General features: G+C 33.9%; 17 protein-coding genes. 6 read left to right on the top strand and 11 right to left on the bottom strand.

The genetic code is table 11. The features are described 5' to 3' along the window. Nucleotides 1-62 precede the first annotated feature (62 nt). The 4 genes from HKP48_RS09500 (at nucleotide 63) to HKP48_RS09485 (ending at nucleotide 7,354) form a co-directional block, all read left to right on the top strand. Nucleotides 63-4,091 carry an FG-GAP-like repeat-containing protein gene (locus HKP48_RS09500; RefSeq protein WP_296345223.1) on the top strand — a complete coding sequence of 1,343 codons (4,029 nt, stop codon included), beginning with the start codon at nucleotides 63-65 and terminating at the stop codon, nucleotides 4,089-4,091. A gap of 23 nt (nucleotides 4,092-4,114) precedes the next feature. Continuing rightward, nucleotides 4,115-4,711 carry a SprT-like domain-containing protein gene (locus HKP48_RS09495; RefSeq protein WP_296345222.1) on the top strand — a complete coding sequence of 199 codons (597 nt, stop codon included), beginning with the start codon at nucleotides 4,115-4,117 and terminating at the stop codon, nucleotides 4,709-4,711. A 61-nt stretch (nucleotides 4,712-4,772) separates the two neighbouring features. Then, nucleotides 4,773-5,855, top strand: coding sequence for a mannose-1-phosphate guanylyltransferase (locus tag HKP48_RS09490; protein ID WP_296345219.1), 1,083 nt, complete (start codon nucleotides 4,773-4,775; stop codon nucleotides 5,853-5,855). Nucleotides 5,856-5,857: 2 nt separating this feature from the next. Beyond that, nucleotides 5,858-7,354: a DUF389 domain-containing protein gene (locus HKP48_RS09485; protein WP_296345217.1), complete on the top strand. Its 1,497-nt coding sequence runs from the start codon at nucleotides 5,858-5,860 to the stop codon at nucleotides 7,352-7,354. 9 nt (nucleotides 7,355-7,363) lie between these two features. Here the strand turns inward: HKP48_RS09485 and HKP48_RS09480 are convergent, their stop codons facing one another. Together HKP48_RS09480 and HKP48_RS09475 are read right to left on the bottom strand one after the other, a co-directional pair. Continuing rightward, nucleotides 7,364-8,131 carry an ATP-binding cassette domain-containing protein gene (locus tag HKP48_RS09480; RefSeq protein WP_296345214.1) on the bottom strand — a complete coding sequence of 256 codons (768 nt, stop codon included), beginning with the start codon at nucleotides 8,129-8,131 and terminating at the stop codon, nucleotides 7,364-7,366. Next, complete coding sequence (locus HKP48_RS09475; protein ID WP_296345212.1) at nucleotides 8,131-8,868, bottom strand: ABC transporter permease; 738 nt, start codon at nucleotides 8,866-8,868, stop codon at nucleotides 8,131-8,133. Before HKP48_RS09475 ends, HKP48_RS09480 begins: the two co-directional genes overlap by 1 nt. Nucleotides 8,869-8,980: 112 nt before the next feature. On the opposite strand from HKP48_RS09475, the gene pafA reads away from it, so the two are divergent. Further along, nucleotides 8,981-10,645 carry an alkaline phosphatase PafA gene (gene pafA, locus HKP48_RS09470; RefSeq protein WP_296345210.1) on the top strand — a complete coding sequence of 555 codons (1,665 nt, stop codon included), beginning with the start codon at nucleotides 8,981-8,983 and terminating at the stop codon, nucleotides 10,643-10,645. Here the strand turns inward: pafA and HKP48_RS09465 are convergent. The 4 genes from HKP48_RS09465 to gcvP form a co-directional block, all read right to left on the bottom strand. Next, nucleotides 10,642-11,478, bottom strand: coding sequence for a glycosyltransferase family 2 protein (locus HKP48_RS09465; RefSeq protein WP_296345208.1), 837 nt, complete (start codon nucleotides 11,476-11,478; stop codon nucleotides 10,642-10,644). The two genes, pafA and HKP48_RS09465, sit on opposite strands and share 4 nt — an antisense overlap. Before the next feature lie 51 nt (nucleotides 11,479-11,529). Further along, complete coding sequence (locus tag HKP48_RS09460) at nucleotides 11,530-12,063, bottom strand: methyltransferase (protein ID WP_296345206.1); 534 nt, start codon at nucleotides 12,061-12,063, stop codon at nucleotides 11,530-11,532. A 27-nt stretch (nucleotides 12,064-12,090) separates the two neighbouring features. Continuing rightward, nucleotides 12,091-13,149 carry a 3-oxoacyl-ACP synthase III family protein gene (locus tag HKP48_RS09455; protein WP_296345204.1) on the bottom strand — a complete coding sequence of 353 codons (1,059 nt, stop codon included), beginning with the start codon at nucleotides 13,147-13,149 and terminating at the stop codon, nucleotides 12,091-12,093. Nucleotides 13,150-13,315: 166 nt separating this feature from the next. After that, the gene (gcvP, locus tag HKP48_RS09450) at nucleotides 13,316-16,165 is read right to left on the bottom strand and encodes an aminomethyl-transferring glycine dehydrogenase (protein WP_296345202.1); all 2,850 of its coding nucleotides are present in this window, start codon (nucleotides 16,163-16,165) and stop codon (nucleotides 13,316-13,318) included. Nucleotides 16,166-16,285: 120 nt separating this feature from the next. On the opposite strand from gcvP, the gene HKP48_RS09445 reads away from it, so the two are divergent. Beyond that, a complete protein-coding gene (locus tag HKP48_RS09445) occupies nucleotides 16,286-17,119 on the top strand; it encodes a hypothetical protein (protein WP_296345200.1) in 834 nt (277 codons plus the stop codon). On the opposite strand, the gene HKP48_RS09440 is transcribed toward HKP48_RS09445, so the two are convergent. The 5 genes from HKP48_RS09440 to HKP48_RS09420 all read right to left on the bottom strand — a co-directional run bounded on the left by HKP48_RS09440 (nucleotide 17,102) and on the right by HKP48_RS09420 (nucleotide 20,506). After that, nucleotides 17,102-17,353 (bottom strand): hypothetical protein, encoded by a 252-nt coding sequence (locus tag HKP48_RS09440; protein WP_296345198.1) that lies wholly within the window; start codon nucleotides 17,351-17,353, stop codon nucleotides 17,102-17,104. The two genes, HKP48_RS09445 and HKP48_RS09440, sit on opposite strands and share 18 nt — an antisense overlap. 7 nt (nucleotides 17,354-17,360) lie before the next feature. After that, nucleotides 17,361-17,915, bottom strand: a complete 555-nt coding sequence (locus tag HKP48_RS09435) for a sigma-70 family RNA polymerase sigma factor (protein ID WP_296345197.1) — start codon at nucleotides 17,913-17,915, stop codon at nucleotides 17,361-17,363. A 50-nt stretch (nucleotides 17,916-17,965) separates the two neighbouring features. Then, the gene (locus tag HKP48_RS09430) at nucleotides 17,966-18,868 is read right to left on the bottom strand and encodes a TIGR01777 family oxidoreductase (protein ID WP_296345196.1); all 903 of its coding nucleotides are present in this window, start codon (nucleotides 18,866-18,868) and stop codon (nucleotides 17,966-17,968) included. A 2-nt stretch (nucleotides 18,869-18,870) separates the two neighbouring features. Next, entirely contained in the window at nucleotides 18,871-19,263 is a 393-nt protein-coding gene (locus HKP48_RS09425; protein ID WP_296345194.1) for a hypothetical protein, read from the bottom strand. Between the two features lie 739 nt (nucleotides 19,264-20,002). Next, complete coding sequence (locus tag HKP48_RS09420) at nucleotides 20,003-20,506, bottom strand: ArsR family transcriptional regulator (RefSeq protein WP_296345192.1); 504 nt, start codon at nucleotides 20,504-20,506, stop codon at nucleotides 20,003-20,005. Between the last annotated feature and the right edge of the window lie 200 nt (nucleotides 20,507-20,706).

Below are 20,706 nucleotides of genomic sequence, written 5' to 3'. Positions count from 1 at the left end.
AATAAACAGTTGTATTAACAATTATTTAAGACTAATTTTTATATTCGTAAAAATTTGTTTTTATGCTGAAGAAATTACTCAAAAATCATTTAGCTTTACTGCTGATGTTTTGTTTTTCAGTCCAAATGTTGGGTGCTCAAACATTTAATCGCGTAGAAGAGATTGTAGGATTAGGAATTCTTGAAGAAAATAACGGTGTTGCTGTCGCAGACTATGATGGTGATAACGACCTTGATATTTTTGTCGTTGCAAAATCTCCTGATGATGAGAACTCTCCAAAAACACTTAGTCGATTATTTAGAAATAATAATGACGGTTCTTTTACAGATGTTACTGCGTTAGCAGGGTTTACAGACCTATTATTGCCAGCAGAAGCTGGTGCGAATTTTGAGGGTTTAGATGGCCAAAAAAATGGTGCTTCTTGGGGCGACTACAATAATGACGGCTTTCCAGATTTATTTCTTACATATTCTTTTAAGGTACAACTATGGAGAAATTTAGGTAATGGAACGTTTGTAAATATTACTTCAATATCAGGCTTTGATGATTTAAGTAGTTGCCGGAATATGGGAGCAACTTGGTTTGATTACGATAATGATGGTTTATTGGATATCTATATTAACGATTGGAATACCTGTGGCACCAATCAGCTTTATAGAAACAATGGTAACAATACGTTTACTAACGTAACTACAACATCAGGAATAGAAGTTTCGTCAGGTTTGGCAAGTTATACAGCTCTACCTTTCGATTTTAATTCTGATGGTGATTTAGATTTATTAGCACCACATTACCTTCAGCAAAGCAATGATCTTTTTATAAATTCAGCAGGAACATTCTTAAATCAAGCTTCAACTTATGGTGTAAATACAGCTATAGGCGAAACTGGTATTACGGTTGGTGATTATAATGGTGATGGATTTTTTGACATATTTATAACTGGAGTTGATGCTAATGCATTATACACTAACGATGGTGATAATACCTTTACTGAAAACGCTTCAGCTCTTGGTGTTGGTAATTCATTATGGGCAAGAGGTACTCGTTTTTCTGATTTTGATTTAGATGGAGACGAAGATTTATTTATAGTCAATGGTTTTGAAACCGCTACACGTGGTGCAGAGTCAAATTTCTACTTTAGGAATTTGATTTCCCAAGCTAACAATACATTCGAAGATGCTTCAGAGACTTTAGGGTTAAATGAACAAACGGTAAGTGTTGAGGCCATTGATTTTGATTATGATAATGATGGTGATATTGATTTATTTGTTACCAATAGTAATGGCAAATCGTTTTTGTATGAAAACACACTTCTTAATTTTGATGATGCTTTAGCAGAAAAAAATTATTTCAAATTAAAATTACAGGGAACAACATCTAACCGAGATGCAATTGGTACAATAGTAAAATTAACAACATCAACAGGAACTATTAGTAGATATCATTCTGGAGTAGGCTTTCTAGGACAAAGTATTCAAGCACTTCATTTTGGTCTTGATGATGAAACTATAATTACTTCGATTGAGATTTCTTGGCCTTCAGGATTAGTTGAAACCTATGATAGTGTAAGTACTACTTTAACTATAAACGCTACATTCTTGGCAATTGAAGGAAGTTCGATTTCGAATTTAAATATTATACCAAGTCAAAAAATGTATGGTTGTACAGACCCAATTTCATGTAACTACAATCCTTTGGCTACCCTAGAGGATGGTTCTTGCTCTTACTTACCTTCACAATCAATAATTGGTAGTACCGATGTTGCCTATTATAGTGTAGAAACCTACTCTTATGCAATTGCTTCAAGTTCTACTGCCAATTGGCATGTGGAAGGCGGTATATTATTAAGCGGCCAAGGAACAAATAGTATTAATGTTCTATGGGAAGTTGAGCCTCAGGGCGCAATTTCAGTAACAGAAACACAAAATAATTGCTCAAGCTTAACTGAGACTATCAACGTTACGCTATCAGCAAATGATTTACCAGATAATATTTCAATCTCCCGTCTATGGAATGAAATATTGTTAAGCGCTATAAGAGGAGATTTTGCACGACCTACTATTCATGCACGTAACTTATTTCATACAAGTGCAGCTATGTTCGATGTTTGGGCAGTTTACAATAGCGATAAGGCAACTCCATACTTAATAGGAAATACGATTAATGGATTTACCAGTAGTTTAGATAATTTTACATCTTTAGAGTCTAATGAAGAGTCTATTAAAAAGGCAATTAGTTATGCGATGTATAGATTGATGTCTTACCGTTTTCAAAATTCGCCTGGTGCACAAGCAAATCAAGATAGAATGGATATATTAATGAGTAGTTTAGGTTACGATACAACGATTACATCATTAAATTATACTTCAGGTGATGCAGCAGAGTTTGGAAATTATGTAGCGCAAACTATAATTGATTATGGTTTGCAAGATGGTTCTCGAGAAGCTACGGGTTTTGATAACGCATATTATGAGCCAATTAACCAGCCTTATGGTTTGGAGTTTGCAGATAACCCGCCAATGGTTGACCCAAACAGATGGCAACCTTTAGGTTTGGATATCTTTATTGATCAAGGTGGAAATGTTGTAGATGGAAACGTACCAGAATTTTTAAGTCCAGAATGGGGTAATGTTAAAGGCTTTGCTTTAAAAGAGCAAGACGCGACAATCTTTACAAGAGATGGTAATAATTATAAAGTGTATCATGATCCGCAGGCACCACCCATGTTAAATGCCACCACAGAAGATACAGAAAGTGAGCAATATAAATGGGGTTTTTCTATGGTTTCAGTCTGGCAATCTCATATGGATCCAGCAGACGGTGTTATGATTGATATTTCTCCTGGAGCAATCGGAAATACAGATATAGAAAATTTTCCAACAGATGCTGCGGATTATCCTTTATTTTATGATTTTTTTAATGGCGGTGATATAATAGGTACTGGTCACGCAGTTAATCCAGTGACATCTACTGCGTATTCGTCTAATGTAGTTTCGAGAGCTGATTATGCTAGGGTCTTAGCAGAATTTTGGGCAGATGGGCCAGATTCTGAAACACCGCCAGGTCATTGGTTTACAATTTTAAATTATGTAAATGACCATCCGTTATTTGAAAAACGTTTTGAAGGCCAAGGAGAGATTTTGGATGCTTTGGAGTGGGATGTTAAAGCTTACTTTATACTAGGTGGAGCTATGCATGACTCTGCAATAGCAGCATGGAGTGTAAAGGGTTGGTATGATTATGTGAGACCAATTTCAGCAATCAGGTATATGGGAGATGAACAAGCAGGTAATGACATAAATGGGTTTAATTTAATTCCTGGTTATATTGAAGAAGTTCAAGCTGGTGACCCGTTAGCAGGTTTTTTTGGGCAGAACGTTGGTAAAATTAAATTATTTACATGGAGAGGTCATGATTTCATTAATGACCCAAGTACAGATACTGCAGGTGTTGGTTGGATTTTAGCAGAGGATTGGTACCCTTATCAGCGACCGACTTTTGTTACGCCACCTTTTGCGGGCTATGTCTCAGGACATTCCACGTTCTCAAGAGCAGCATCTGAAATCTTAACAAAATTAACAGGAGACCCATTTTTTCCTGGTGGAGTTGGAGAATTTGTGGCAAATAAAGATGAGTTTTTAGTATTTGAAAAAGGACCTTCTCAAGATGTCGTTTTGCAATGGGCAACATATAGAGATGCATCAGACCAAACTAGTTTATCTCGTATCTGGGGCGGTATTCATCCACCAGCCGATGATATTCCAGGACGATTTATAGGACAGAAAGTAGCAGATGAAACCTTTGCATTTGCTTTACCATATTTTGAGGCAAGTGTAGATAATCAGGATGAGAATATTTTAGAACAGAAGATTTATCCTAATCCGACGAGTACTCAGCAGTTTTTTATTACTAAAACATTAGCCGTTGATAACATTCAGATTTTCGATATTAGAGGTCGTAAGATTGATGTAGTAAATAGAGATTATGATGCTAATAGCGGCATTACAAAAATAACACTGAATAATGCGGAGTCTGGCTTATATATGCTTAGCGTAAATGGTAATTCTAAAATGGTTGTAGTTAGTAAATAGTAATAAAAGTTATCTTTATTTTAATGCAACAAACACTTTTAGACTATATTCCCTTAGAAGCAAAATCCCTTATTAATAATTTAATAAGTACAGATAATTTACAGGTCAAGGTTAAAGCAGAACGTAAAACCAGGCATGGCGACTACCGCAAATTGCCAAACGGAATGCATCAAATAACTGTAAACTCTAATTTAAATCCTTACCGCTTTTTAATTACGCTAATACATGAGATTGCCCATCTAGAAGCTTACCAAAAATTTGGTAGTTTTATAAAGCCTCATGGAAAAGAGTGGAAACAAACTTTTCAACATTTGATGTTACCTTTTTTGTGTCCTGAAATATTTCCAAATAATCTTCTTCCACTTTTAGCTAATCATTTTAAAAACCCAAAGGCGTCAAGTGATACAGATACAAGATTGGCTTTAGCATTAAAGAGTTATGATGCTGAAAATGATAAAACTTACGTTTTTGAAATTCCAGAAGGTGTAACATTTAAGCTCTACAACGGACGTATATTTAGAAAAGGGGTAAAACGAAGAAAACGTTTTGAATGTGTAGAGTTAAATTCAGGTAAACTATATTTGTTTAATCCCAACGCTGAAGTTGAGGTTTTAGAATGAATTTTGCCTAGATTATTCAATGAGTTTAGTCGAAGTTCTGTAGAAATGTTTTGTCATAAATATGAAGAATAATAATTATTATGCCATTTTAATGGCAGGTGGAGTAGGGTCTAGATTTTGGCCGGTGAGCACGCAAGATTATCCAAAGCAATTTCATGATATGTTAGGGACGGGTGATACTTTAATCCAAAAAACATTCGACCGTTTGTCGAATCTCATTCCAGAAGAAAATATATTCATTCTAACCAATGAGCGCTATAACGATTTGGTTTTAGAACAGCTGCCAAGTGTAACCAAACGTCAAGTGGTTTTAGAACCAGCGATGCGAAATACAGCACCCTGTATTTTGTATGCATCTCTTAAAATTCAGAAAGAAAATCCCAATGCAGTTATGATTGTTGCGCCAAGTGACCATTGGATTGAGGATGAGAATGCTTTTTCTGAAAACGTAAAGCAAGCATTTGATTTTTGCTCTAATAATGATACTTTAATGACATTGGGTATTACACCCACATTTCCAAATACAGGTTATGGTTATATAGAATTTGATAAAGATTCAAATTCTAATATAAAGCCGGTAAACCAATTTCGTGAAAAACCAGATTATGACACTGCAAAATCATTTCTAAGACAAGGGAATTTCCTTTGGAATGCAGGAATTTTTATATGGAGCGTAAAAACAGTAGTTGCTGCATTTCAAAATAATCAACCAGAATTATTTCAGCTTTTTCAAAAAGGATTTCAAGTCTACAACACAGAATTTGAAGACGATTTCATTTCTGAAAATTATCCAAAGGCAGAAAATATTTCGGTCGACTATGCCATTATGGAAAAGAGCCAAAATGTTTATGTTATTCCTGTAACTTTTGATTGGAATGATTTAGGTACATGGGGAAGTCTTTACGATAAGCTAGATAAGGATGATTCTAAAAACGCAGTAATCAATGCTAAAACTTTAGTTAAAGATGCATCAGGAAATATGATTCGCACCAAAACAGATAAAGTGGTAGTTGTTGATGGTCTCAAGGATTATATAATCGTGGATAAAGACGAAGTTTTACTTATCTTTCCTAAAGAAAAAGAGCAAGATATTAAAAAAGTACTCCAGTCTGTAAAAGACAAATATGGAGAACAATATGGTTAAATATGAGCGAAGAAAATAAATTTAATTTTGCTGATGAGGAGCAACAACAACTTGATAAAGACAAGGTTGTTGAAGAAAAAAAAGAAGCAGTAAAAAAGGATGCTAAGGGACTTTTTCAAAGTGTTTCTGGATTTCTTAGTGAGTTACTTGATTTCAGAGAAGATACTGATAGAGATGCTACTATTGCTGCAATTAAGGCAGATATTTCTTTTAAAGGCGCTACTGCTTGGATTTTAATATGTTCAATTTTTGTAGCTTCTGTCGGTCTTAATGCAGACTCTACAGCAGTCGTTATCGGAGCTATGTTAATTTCTCCATTAATGGGTCCAATCTTAGGTGTTGGTCTTTCTATCGCTATTAATGATGTAGATACACTAAAAAGGTCTTTAATAAACTTAGCCATAATGATAGTGTTAAGTTTGCTGACTGCATTTTTATTCTTCTTTATCTTTCCTTTGAGAGAAGAGACTTCAGAGCTTTTAGGTAGGAAGTCACCAGACATTAGAGATGTACTTATCGCTTTTTTTGGTGGACTAGCACTTATTATAGCAAGAACTAAAAAAGGAACCATAGCCTCTGTTATTTTTGGAGTTGCTATTGCAACAGCATTAATGCCACCACTTTGTACAGCTGGTTATGGTTTAGCAATATGGTTGAGAGGCAGTGAAAATGGTTTGGAATTCTTTGGAGGTGCACTTAATTTATTTACTATCAATACCATTTTTATTGCATTAGCGACATTTTTAGTATTAAAAATATTACGCTTTCCAATGCTTAGATATGCTAATTCTTCTAAGCGTAAAAGAATTTCGAGAATTGCATGGGTTGTGGCAGTCTTAGTTATGATATATCCAACGATAACTTTTGTAAAAGTCCTGAAACAAACAAAACTTGAAAACGATTATAAAAATTTTGTCAAAAATGAAATTAAAGAAAATCGAGCGCTCTGGTTTCAAGATGGGACACCAGATTACAATGCCAAAAAGATAACACTCTACTTTAATGGTGAGATTACTGATGCAACAGATGCTGATTTGCGAAATGAACTTAGAGGCTATGAAAACATTAAAGATTTTGAGTTGATAATTAGTGGCAACAAAAATAGAAGTATCGATAAAATTTCAGATGCTTATGACAGAGCCATTAGCGAACTAGATAGAAAAGATAATATTATTTCAGGTTTACATAAAGAAATAGATCAGCTTCAAAAAAACATTTCAGGACTTAACCAACAACTTGAAGCTAATACTAGTAAAGAAGATATCGCTTTTTCTACCTTGGCCAAAGATGCCAAAATTAGATTTATAGATATAGAGTATTTCAGTTATGGTAAAATGTTAGAATCTAAAGATTTTATAAAAGTCGATACTCTTAGTGTTGCTAACATAGCTTGGAAAGCTACTTTAAATGACAGTTTAGTTTTAGTAAAAGAGAAAGAATTACACTCATGGTTAAAAGAAGTTTTAAAGACAGACAAGGTAAAAATAAAGCGTAACTAAATATTATGATTACTGATTTTCTTCAATATACATACGTCTTACTTTTTTAAATAGGTTAGACGAGTAAACAAAGTCTGTAACAGATTCGTTATCAGTCTTAAAAATAGTTTCCTTAGAGCCTTCCCATTCTTTTAGACCATCTTTTAGAAAGACAATTTTTTCACCGATTTCCATAACAGAATTCATGTCATGAGAATTGATAACGGTTGTCATTTGATACTCGTCTGTAATTTCTTGGATGAGATTATCAATAACTATTGCTGTTTTTGGGTCTAATCCAGAATTAGGTTCATCACAAAATAAATACTTAGGGTTATTTACAATCGCACGAGCAATAGCTACACGTTTTTGCATACCACCAGAAGCTTCGCTGGGCATTTTGTCGTGAGCATCAGATAAATTTACACGATTCAAAACAAAATCTACACGGTCTTGCATTTCGCTTTGATTTTGTTTGGTAAACATTTTGAGTGGAAACATTACGTTCTCAGCAATAGTCATAGAATCAAATAAAGCGCTGCCTTGAAATACCATACCTATCTGCGAACGTAAATCTCTTTTTTCGTTAGGTGTAAGATTACTCATAATTCTACCTTCATAAGCAATACTTCCCTGTTCATATTCAAAAAGACCCAAAAGACATTTCAGAAATACTGTTTTTCCAGAGCCACTTTGTCCTATGATAAGGTTGGTTTTACCTTTCTCAAAAGTGGTGCTAATACCTTTTAATATATGAGCGTCTCCAAACGATTTATGTAAGTTTTTAACTTCTATCATTAGCCCAAAAGTAAACTTGTTAAAAAGTAATTTGCCAATATAATGACGACACTAGTCCACACAAAACTAGTAGTACTAGCTTTACCAACTTCCAATGCGCCTCCTTTCATATAGTAGCCATAAAACGAGGGTATTGTGGCTAATAAAAAAGCAAAAACTAGTGTTTTAGCAAAAGCATATATGATATGAAAAGGGATGAAATCGGTTTGTATTCCTTCAATATAATCTTCTAATGTTCCATAACCTCCATAAACGCAAGCGGCAAGTCCTCCCAAAACCCCTAAAAACATGGCGATTGAGATGATAAAAGGATATAGGGTCAATGCAACAAATTTAGGAAACACTAGATAATTTAGAGCGTTAATTCCCATAACTTCTAGTGCGTCTATTTGTTCAGTCACACGCATTGTGCCTATACTCGAGGTTATAAAAGAGCCTACTTTACCAGCCATAATTATAGAGATAAATGTAGGTGCAAATTCTAGTATAATAGATTGCCTAGTTGCAAAGCCAACTAAATACTTTGGAATAAGTGGATTAGATATGTTAAGTGAAGTTTGTATGGCAACAACACCACCCACAAAAAATGAGATAAAAGCCACAATACCTAATGAGTTGATGATTAAATCATCAATATCTTTAAAAATAAGCGTTCGCATAACCGACCATTTGGTAGGCTTGCGAAACATATCCTTAATCATCAAAAAATAGACACCAATATTGTGCAGGTACTTCATCTAAGTATTTGTTACTGCTAAATTATGAAAAACTCTTCGTTAATTACTATTTTATTAAATTAACATCGTTTTAAATCTCTTATTTTTGTAGTCTATTAGTACTTAAATAAAAATGAAAAAAATCGCCCTTTTATTATTCTTTGGCTTTGCAATTTTATCGTGTAACGCCCAAAAAATTGAATCAAGTAATACGAGCACTGTTACGCTGTCTGAATCTAAAAACCCAAAACTTGTAGTTGGTATTGTCGTAGACCAAATGCGATATGATTATTTGACCCGATTTGATTCAAAATTTGGTGAAGGCGGTTTTAAACGAATGATGAATGAAGGATTCAATTGTAAGAACAACCATTTTAATTATGTACCGACGTATACAGGACCAGGTCACGCTTCGATTTTTACAGGAACAACGCCTAAGTATCACGGTATTATTTCTAACAATTGGTACGATAAAGAAACTAAAGAGACGGTCTATTGTGCTGGTGATGAAGGCGTCGTTTCTGTTGGTACAAAAAGTACTGCAGGACAAATGTCTCCGCACAGAATGCTGACGACGAGTTTTGCAGACGAGAATAGGTTATTTACACAAATGCGAGGAAAAACTATAGGCGTTGCTATTAAAGATAGAGGTGCAATTTTGCCAGCAGGTCATACAGCTGACGCAGCTTACTGGTTTCATGGAAAAGATGAAGGTGTCTGGATAACAAGTACATTTTATCAAAATACGCTACCAAAATGGGTTACTAAATTTAACGAGTCTGATATAGCTGAATCTTATTTAAAAATATGGGACACGTATTATAATATAGAGACATATATTGAAAGTGGCGACGATGAAAATAATTTTGAAGGTGGTTTTAAAGGAAAGGAAAAAGCAATATTTCCTTATAATTTAGCCAAACTCAAAGATGATAACGGAGGTTTTGATATCTTAAAAGCTACAGCGTATGGCAATAGTTTAACCACAGATTTTGCTATGGCTGCTGTAAAAGGTGAAAATTTAGGATTAGATACTATCACAGATGTATTAACCTTAAGCTATTCGTCAACAGATTATGTAGGTCATAATTTTGGTGTCAATTCTAAAGAGGTTGAAGATACTTACATACGCTTAGATAAAGATTTAGAGCGTTTTTTTCAATTTTTAGACGCTGAAGTTGGAGTTGGCGAATACACTGTATTTTTAACAGCTGATCATGGCGCAGTTGATGTGCCTTCTTATTTGCAATCCGTAAAAATTCCTGCAGGATATTTAGACAATGACTCTAGAAAAGAAAAATTTATGGCTTTTTTGAATAAAAAATATGCAACTAAAGATATTGTTGAAAGTGTATCAAACAGTCAGGTTTTTTTAAATAGAAAAGTCATTGACTCTTTGGGTTTAAAGCTTTTTGAAGTGCAGGAGGATATTGCTAACGAACAAATTAAGTACGATAATATTTCAAAAGTATATACGGCAAAAACCTTAAGTACTGCAAGCTTTACAACTGGTATTGAAGCCCTATTGCAACAAGGTTTTAACCAAAAGCGTTCGGGAGATATTATTTTTGTAAATGATGTAGCTCACATATCATACAGCAAAACAGGCTCAACACATGGAAGTGGACTTAACTACGATACACACGTACCGTTATTATTCTTTGGGAAAGGTATTAAAAAAGGTGAAACACTACAAAAAACAGTAATTCCAGATATCGCACCTACTATTTCTGCGCTTTTAGGGATTAGTTTCCCTAATGGTGCTACAGGTATGACTTTGGAGTTTGTTTTGGATTAGGTTGCTTTCCCAAAAACTCCACGCCATCGTAGCTTTCTTATAAATTTTCCTTCTTCTTTTGTGACTATGTGTTCTGAGGCTTTAAAGTAACCTACAATGTAGTTAAAGAAAGTGTTTAAATTTTGTTTTTTATATGCCATTTTAAATGCAGATATGAGCGTAATTATAAAGCCATAGCGCATTTTGTAAAGGGCTTCGCCTTGTAAATATTTTGAAGCTTTTGTGTAGGAGTTCCCTGTTGGCTTAAGGTGTTTTATTATGAGGTTATGGTCAGTTTTTACTTCCCAATCATAGTATTTAGCAAGTAAGGTGTCAACGGTGTCCCAGCCTATAGAATTTTTAAGACCACCAATAGCCTCAAAGCATTCTTTTCGATAGGCTTTAAATGGACCACGGACGTGATTTTTATTTGAAATATTTTCATAAATCCATTGGTCATTTTTTTTGATGTAAGCTAATCCTCCAGCAATTCCAACGTTTTCATTTTTAGAAAATATTTCAGTAAGTCTTTTTAAGTAATTTGTCGGTAAAATAATATCAGCATCAAATTTACAGATGATATCGTATGTATCATCCAAGGTTTCAAAACCTTTATAAAAAGCATTGATAATCTTAGCGCCAGGAATATGTTTGTTTGAAGAAGAAATAGTTATGCTCGTCATCCAATCATATTTTTCAGTAAATCTTTTTATTATATCCGATGTTTTGTCGGTGGAATTGTCGTTGACAACAACAACTTTAGTGGGTAAATGGGTTTGGCAGGCTAATGACTCCAATGTTAGAGCAATAGAATCTTCTTCATTATGAGCAGGAATGATGATGTAGAATTTCAAACTTTAAATTTCTTAATTCAAATCTAAACAAACCGATTTGGAATTTAGAATTTAGTCATTGGTATTTTTTATGCGTTCGGCAAAAACAATATAATAGCGTGGTGTAAACCAACGGAGTATTGGTCTTATGCCAATCTTTTTTGTTGGATTGGTCCACCTATCGGTTGCTATAACTTTCCAACCTGTTTTTTTAAGTAACCAATCGAACTGCCAATCCTCAAACTCGTGGTAATGCCTATCCCACATATCTGTTTTACTTCGGTAAGCTGGAGAAAACCACAATCTCATTGGGATACTAGCAACTAATTTGTCTGCTTTTATTGATTTTAAAACGGAATATGGGGATAGTAAATGTTCAAATATTTCAAACGCAGTTACTACTGTAGCTTTAGAATTTTGAATAGTAGAGGTGTCTTCGTCCAAATCTTCACCATCGGTATTGCTAACTTTATACCCATAGTCTTTCATCACTTTTGTAAAAGGGTTTTCTATACCCAAGTCTAAAATTGTTTCAGAAGTTGAAATATGAGATTCTAAAAACTTGAGCGTGTGCTTATAGCGCTTATGCGGAAAATATTTGTACATGGCAGAGTTCTGAAAACAGAATTACAGTTAATATCTGTAGACGATAGCATTAATATGCATACCAGCGCCAACGCTTGCAAAAATAACAACATCACCTTTGTTAATCTGGTGATTTTCTAATTTATTATTTCTTATTAAGTCAAAGAGCGTCGGTACGGTTGCTACAGAGCTATTTCCTAATTTATGAATACTCATGGGCATGATACCTTCTGGCATTTTAGCTTTATGTAACCTGTAAAAACGTTTAACAATGGCTTCATCCATTTTTTCGTTGGCTTGATGAATGAGTATTTTTTTAACTTCAGAAATGTCAATGCCACTTTTTTCTAAGCAGTCTTTCATAGCTTGTGCTACGTTTGTTAACGCAAATTCATAAATTTTACGACCGTGCATTTTTATGTAGCGGGTATCTGTGAGGTCACTTTTATTATTTGATTTACCGAAGAATAAATAATAGGCTTCATCGTAAGTAAAAGATGCAGTTTCGTGTGCTAAAATTCCACCTTCTTCGTCGGTAGCTTCAATTATACTAGCGCCTGCTCCGTCAGAATATATCATGGAGTCTCTATCGTATTTATCAACTACTCTGGACAAAGTTTCACTTCCTATAACCAAACATCGTTTTGCCATGCCAGCTTTTATGAATGCTTGAGCTTGAATAACACCTTCGACCCAACCTGGACAACCAAATAAGATATCGTAGGCCACACATTTTGGATTTTTAATACGCAAGCGGTGTTTAATTCTCGAAGCTAAGCAAGGTAATATATCACTTTGTACTGTGTTGTGTTTTACGTCACCAAAATTATGAGCACAGATGATATAATCTATAGTTTCCATATCGATGTTTGCATCATCGATAGCTTTTTGAGCTGCTAAAAAGCCTAAGTCAGAAGAGGTTAGTTGTTCATCTGCATAACGGCGCTCACTAATACCTGTTATTGCTTTGAATTTATCGACAATAACTTCATTTGGATATTCAATTTTAGAACCATCTGTATTTAAAAACTCATGCTGATGAAAATCTTCATTACGTTCAATACTTTTTGGTATCCAACTTCCTGTTCCTGTAATCTTAATAGCCATATTAAATATGATTTATTTATCTAATCTACTAATCTAAACAATTAATCGTTTTGTAGACTCTGTATGTTACAATAAAGTATTTTTTTTTGATATTCTTAATATTTCCTTAGTTTTTTTAAAAGAATTAAAAAAAAGCATCCTAAAAGGATGCTTTTAAAAGTCTATATTATGCTTCTGCGTAAGCTTCAATAGGAGCACAGCTACAAATTAAATTTCGGTCTCCGTAAGCTTCATCAACACGCCTTACTGTAGGCCAAAACTTGTTCTCTGCAACATAATCCAGAGGATAGGCTGCTTTTTCTCTAGAATACGGAAATAACCACTCATTTGAAGTTAGCATTTGTAAAGTATGTGGAGCGTTTTTTAGAACGTTATTTGGTTCGTCTTTATTTACAGTTTCAATTTCTTCTCTAATGGAAATCATAGCGTCACAAAAACGGTCCATTTCGGCTTTACTTTCACTTTCGGTTGGCTCAATCATCATAGTGCCCGCAACAGGAAAAGATACTGTTGGAGCGTGGAACCCATAATCCATTAAACGTTTAGCTATGTCAACGACTTCGATACCTTTTTCTTTAAACGCTCTACAGTCTATAATCATTTCGTGTGCTGCTCTTCCGTTTTCGCCAGTATATAAAGTTGGGTAATAGCCTTCCAAACGCTCTTTTATATAATTGGCATTTAAAATGGCAACTTCAGTAGACTTTTTAAGTCCTTTAGCTCCCAACATTTTAATGTAGCCATAAGAAATAAGACATGCTAATGCCGAACCAAAGGGTGCAGCAGAAATTGCTGTTATAGATTGGTGTCCGCCAGTTTTTAACATGGGACTACCAGGTAAAAAAGGAACCAATTGTTCTGCAACACAGATAGGTCCAACACCTGGTCCACCACCACCATGAGGTATAGCGAATGTTTTATGTAAGTTAAGATGACAAACATCTGCACCAATATTTCCAGGATTTGTTAACCCTACTTGTGCGTTCATATTTGCACCATCCATGTAAACTTGACCACCATTATCGTGAATGATTTGTGTGATTTCTTTAATCGCGGATTCGTAAACACCATGAGTTGATGGATAGGTAACCATTAATGCAGAAAGATTGTCTTTATGCAATTCGGCTTTTTTTCTTAAATCATCAACATCAATGTTTCCGTTTTCTGAGGCTTTTGTTACAACCACTTTCATGCCTGCCATAACTGCACTTGCTGGATTTGTTCCGTGAGCAGAGGAAGGAATTAAACAGATATTTCTGTGGTGGTCCCCACGAGATTCATGATATGCTCTTATAACCATAAGCCCTGCGAACTCGCCTTGTGCACCAGAATTTGGTTGTAGGGATGTACCTGCAAAACCTGTAATTTCAGTAAGTTGATTTTCTAAAGCGTTTAACATTAGCTTGTAGCCAGTCGCTTGATATTGTGGTACAAATGGATGCATGTTTCCCCAACTGTACCAGCTTAATGGTAACATTTCGGAAGCCGCATTTAATTTCATGGTACAAGAACCTAATGAAATCATTGAATGATTTAATGCTAAATCTTTACGCTCCAAACGCTTGATGTAGCGCATTAATTCAGTTTCAGAATGGTAGGAGTTGAAAACATCAAACATTAAAAATTCTGTATGACGCTTTAAGGCTTCAGGAATTGTTTCTGATGAACTTATTTCTGTGATTCTATCAGTTGTGTTTTCAGTAACTGCTTCAAAAATTTCAATAATTTGATTTAAATCTTCAATAGTTGTGGTTTCATTTATAGAAATGGTTACCGTGTTGCTATCCGGAAAATAAAAATTAATGTTTCTTTTTTCAGCTTCATATTTCACATCAACCGCATCTGCTTTGATATTTATGGTATCAAAATAGTGCGAATTAGCTTGTTCTAAACCTAAGTTCTCCAAAGATTTTACTAGAGTAGAAGCCGAGTTTTTTACTCTATTGGCAATGAACTCCAAACCTTTTGGCCCGTGATAAACAGCATACATGCCTGCCATTACAGCTAATAAAACTTGTGCTGTGCAAATGTTTGATGTTGCTCTATCCCTTTTAATGTGTTGCTCTCTAGTTTGTAGCGCCATACGTAAAGCACGTTTACCATCAAGGTCTTTTGTAACACCTATGATACGTCCAGGTAAATCACGCTTATATGCTTCTTTAGTTGCAAAATAAGCAGCATGTGGACCGCCATAACCCATCGGAATTCCAAAACGTTGTGTGGTACCAACAACAACATCAGCACCAAATTTTCCTGGTGCTTCTAGTTTTACTAAGCTTAAAACATCAGCTGCTACGGCAACTTTTATACCTTCAGCGTTAGCACGCTCAATAAAAGTTCTAATGTCTGTAATTTGACCATTTTTACCGGGATATTGTAATAAGGCTCCAAAGAATTCGTCATTAAGATTATATTCAGTTTCGTTACCGATAACTAGTTGAATACCAATCGGAGTTGCTCTTGTTTCTAGTAGAGCAATCGTTTGTGGTAAAACTAAATCTGAGACAAAAAATTTATTAACCCCTGCTTTCTTTTGACTACGTTCTCTTACGGCAAAAAGTAAACTCATTGCTTCGGCAGCAGCAGTACTTTCGTCTAGAAGTGAAGCATTTGCTATTTCCATTCCTGTTAAATCAATAACCATAGTCTGGTAATTAAGCAAAGCTTCTAAACGCCCTTGCGCAATTTCTGCTTGGTAAGGTGTATAAGCTGTATACCAACCTGGGCTTTCTAAAATGTTACGTTGAATAACAGATGGTAAATTTGAAGGGTGATAGCCCATGCCTATATACGATTTGTAAACCTTGTTGAGGTTAGACATCTCGTAGATATGTGAGAGATATTCCTGCTCGCTCAATGCTGGTTCTAAATCCAAGTCATTTTTTAGGCGAATATCAGCCGGCACAGTTTCAGAAACCAATTGCTCTATACTTGTAACACCAATGGTGTTTAACATGGCTTTTTGTTCCTCAGGACGTGGGCCAATGTGTCTTAATGCGAAAGATGTTGTGTCCATTCTTTTTAGTAGCTTTTTTTAAAGTACAAAAGTACGTAATATGACTTTTTTTTTAGTTAATGAATACTAAAGTTTTTAACCGAATATAAGTGTTATTAACACTTTACCTATTTTTACATAATGAAGGTGATACGGTCTATTTTTAATTTCTACATAAATAGTAGTATTCATGTAGCTTTAGCAGTCTATGCGTTGACGTGGGTTACACTCATAGAATTTAATTTACCACATACTAAATCAGTACTATGTTTTGTTTTTTTTGCTACAGTTACTGCCTATAACTTTGTAAAGTACTTTGGCTTGGCAAAATTCCATCATAGAAGTTTAGCCAACTGGCTTAAGATTATCCAAGTTTTTTCTGCCTTAGCCTTTGGTGTAATGTGTTATTATTTTTTTCAACTTAGCACTAATTTAATTTTTTTGGTTAGTATTCTTGCAGTAATCACTTTTTTATATGCTATACCTTTAATTCCTAAACGTTTCTTGTTTGATAAGCAACAGAATTTAAGACAAATTGGAGGTCTCAAGGTTTATATTATTGCTTTGGTTTGGAGTTTGGTTACAGTGTTAATGCCCTTGATTAATGAGAAATATCTTATAAATATAGATGTAATGATAATTTTGTTTCAAAGGTTCTGCTTTGTAATAGTTTTGATGCTACCTTTTGAAATTAGAGATTTACAATATGATAGTTTAAAGCTGGCTACGATACCTCAAAGAATAGGTGTAAAAAAAACCAAAATAACGGGTGTGCTTTTGCTTATGGTTTTTGTAATATTGGAATTTTTTAAAGACGAATTAGATGCTAACTCGGTACTTTTAACTTTAATAATTACGTTAATAACACTTTTGTTTTTAGCATTTTCTAGAAAAAAGCAATCAAAATATTATACTGCTTTTTGGGTAGAAGCTATTCCAGTGTTTTGGCTAATAGTTTTATTGTTGCTTTCTTAATTCTGCTTTAAAAGCTTGTTGTAACTTGTGCTTAGCTGAGGTGTTTAAGGTTTCTACTCTAGGGTTTTTTACAAGTTTGGTCAATTTTGTATTACGAGCTGTGTATTTTCTACAAGCTCTACAATACAATAAATGAAAGGTTAAGACAATTTTTTCTCTCAACGATGCTTCTTTGTACTGTTTTTTGTCACAAATATGATTTGCTTCGCGACATTCTACTTTTAGTTTTATCATAATATTTTTAAAACCAATTTTCTTCCATGCAACTAGCCATAGCCGTTCTGGCTCTATGTATAATTACCCAAAGGTTAGACGCAGTAATATCCATTTCATTACAAATGGCTTCAGTTTCATAATTTAACAAGGTTTTCATTTTAAATATCTTAGCTTGTTTCTCTGGTAATTTACCCAAGCAGTTGTGTAAAGCAACACCAAGCTCAGTGTTTTCTATCTTGTCTTCAGCCGTTTTATCAAATGGGTCAGCAACACGTTCTTCTAGCCAATCGCCTTCAGTTTCAGAACCGCTATTGTAAGACATGCGTACTTCTGCTTTCCCTTTATTAGAGTTTGTTTTCCTGTAATGGTCAATAATTTTTCGCTTTAAAATGGCAACTAACCATGTGCGTTCAGTGGCTTCTCCTTTAAAGTTTGCCATAGACTTTAATCCTGCTAGAAATGTTTCGGATATTAAATCTTGAGCAATACCTCTGTCATTAACACGCGTAATGGTGTAGTTAAAAAGGTAATCAGAGTAGCGTTTAACCCAATCGTTAGGATTTATTTTATGTTCTGCCATTATAAAGACATAGATTTTGAATATTAAAAATAGGATAAAAAATTACAATTCTATATAGTTTGCTGTATAGCGTTAACAGCGTTATTTATACTCTCGAACTTAAATTTAAATCCTTCATCTAACAACCGTTTAGGAATAATATTCCTACTTTTTAATACTAATTCTGTTTCTGTTCCTATTAGCTTTGCCCCGAACTCTACTAGCCACTTTGGGTGAGAAATACCAAACGGAATATTTAGAGCTTTTCGTATAATTTTCATCAAGGTTTTATTATCTATCGGTTTTGGGGAAACTATATTAAAGGTACCTTCAAGATTTTCTGTTATAATGAAATCGATGGCTCTTGCAAAATCGAGCTCGTGAATAAAACTTACTTTTTGCTTGCCGTGCCATTGCTTGCCGCCTAATCCAAATCTCACTAAACGTTTAAGCGGAATGTATGCACCACCATTTTTACCAAAAACAATAGACGTTCTTAATACTACTTTTTTAGTTTTTGGGTTAGTATTTTCGTTAAATGCTTTTTCCCAAGATTTGGCAATATTCATTGAAAAATCGTCGCCAATATCGCCATCGGCTTCAGTCATTTCTTTGTCGTAGGAATCCTTGTAGATTGTTGCTGTAGAAGAATTGAACCAATATTTTGGTGGATACTCACAGAGATTTATTGCTAAGCCTAAAACGTTGGTAGAATCAATACGTGAGTGGTAAATTTTCTTTTTGTTTTCTTTCGTATATCTGCAATCTACAGATTTACCAGCTAGATTAATCACTGCTTCTGTATCCTCAAAGAATTTAGACCATTCGCCCAAGTTTTTTCCGTCCCAGAAGATGTGATTTTTTTTCGTGGGTTTTCGAGTCAAGATTTTAATTGTAAAGCCTTTAGCCTTAAAATAGTTTTCTAAAATCTGACCCAAAAACCCTGTTCCGCCTGCTATGATTAGTGTTTTCATGATTAAAGGACTTTTGTTGTTTGTGTAGTAAATCTTCTAGATTTTTTTCTCCCTCTAAAGAATAAGAATAGATTAAGGAATAACATAATCCCTAAATAAATCGTGAAGCCACCAATCTTTTTACTGAGAATTTCCATTAATGTTTGGTAGCTCATTTGATTATTTCTATTGAAATAGTAGATTTCCATAATGTATAAGGCGAAACCAATATTAATCAGGTAAAAACCTATTTCAAATAGTTTGTTAGTTGCCAATGCAATATCTTCTTTACCTTTAAAAATGTCTATCATAAATAGCTTTCCATTTTTAAAAAGCATTTTAGAAATGTAAATAGTTAAGAAAATAACGATTGTTAAATAGATAATGTAGCCGATAATGATTTTTGAGTTTTCCATAGTTTATTGATTTAATAGTTTTGATTTATTTAGATGCTTTAGCCAAAAAATATTGTTATAATGCATTAGCGCTAAAAGCATTATTATTTTTCCTAGAGTTAGTGAAAGTGAATTCAAAAGTTCTAACATTGAATCAATTTGCTCCCAATACGAAATTGTTATTATCGCACAACCGATGTTTGTGAGGTAGTAGCCAATCAAAAGAAGGTTATTTATGCTTTTAACCAGCTCAGTATTATTCTGAAATAAATTCAAAAGAAATATTTCTCCATTCTTGTAAAACAACCAACCAATTTTTATCATAACACATATGATTATAGGTAAGTAGATACTATATGTAATGAGGTTATAGTTCATTTTTGATTTTTGATTCTGTAAGTGATATATAAGTGAAGAAAAGCTAGTGTCATTGGAAACGCAATTATCTCTACCAGGCTATCCAAATTTCCATAACTATCCAGTATTATTAATGTTAATACTACAGCTGTAGGGATTAAATAAAGAATAAATAAAGCTTTAGTTACCTGTGTTAAAGACTTAAAATTATATAGAATAAAAAGACTCATAATTACTTGCGCAAAACCTAGTATAATAGAAAATAGCAAGCCTAAATAAATTGTTGTATAAAGGATAGTAGTTATGCCAGCTAGTATAAAGTTAATTTTAAATAATTTTTTCATAATTTTTAATATTTAAAACTTTCAGAAATTATTGAAAGTTTTTTTTTAAAAAAATACTCTTATTTTAGTAGTTTAAAAACAGACTTTGTTAACCAGTTCTGTTTTTGATCCATTAATTTGTTAATCATAGCATCTGCATCTTGTGTTAGGTTATGTAGTGCTTTGGTTTGTTTTATTAATTCTTTTGTTTTTTCACTACCATCGTCTTTAATAGAAGAAACTTCTTTTAATACCTTTATCACAGGCTTTATTTCTCTACGGCTCCGCTCTTTAGCTATAATTCGCGCTAACTCTTGTACGTCCTTTTCTGTGCTAAAAAACTCTTTACGTTCTCCAGATATTAAAACCTTAGTAACAATGCCCCAATCCATCAGCTGTCTTAAGTTCATACTTGTATTACCACGAGAAATTTTAAGTTCTTCCATAATGTCTTCCATACAAAGTGGTTTTGTAGAAATAAAGAGTAGTGCTTGTATTTGCGCCATGGCTTTATTAATCCCCCAAAGCGTACCCAAGCTTCCCCAAGTACCTATAAATCTATCTTTTGCCTCTTTATATTCCATAGAACAAATATACAATAATTTTTAAACTTTCAATAATTACTGAAAGTTTATTTTTTCAAAACAATAGAAATTTATGGCTATATTCTATAATATGACTTAAATAAGTTGTATTTTATTAAAAACGAAAGTCATGATACCACAAAATTTCACAGAATACTTCAAAAGCCTCGAATTATTTGAGCGACAGGAAATAGTAAATG

The sequence above is a fragment of the Winogradskyella sp. genome, from assembly GCF_013042245.1.
GTDB lineage: Bacteria > Bacteroidota > Bacteroidia > Flavobacteriales > Flavobacteriaceae > Winogradskyella.
The sequence above is the reverse complement of the archived record's forward strand: the minus strand, read 5'-3'. Positions and strand labels throughout refer to the sequence as shown.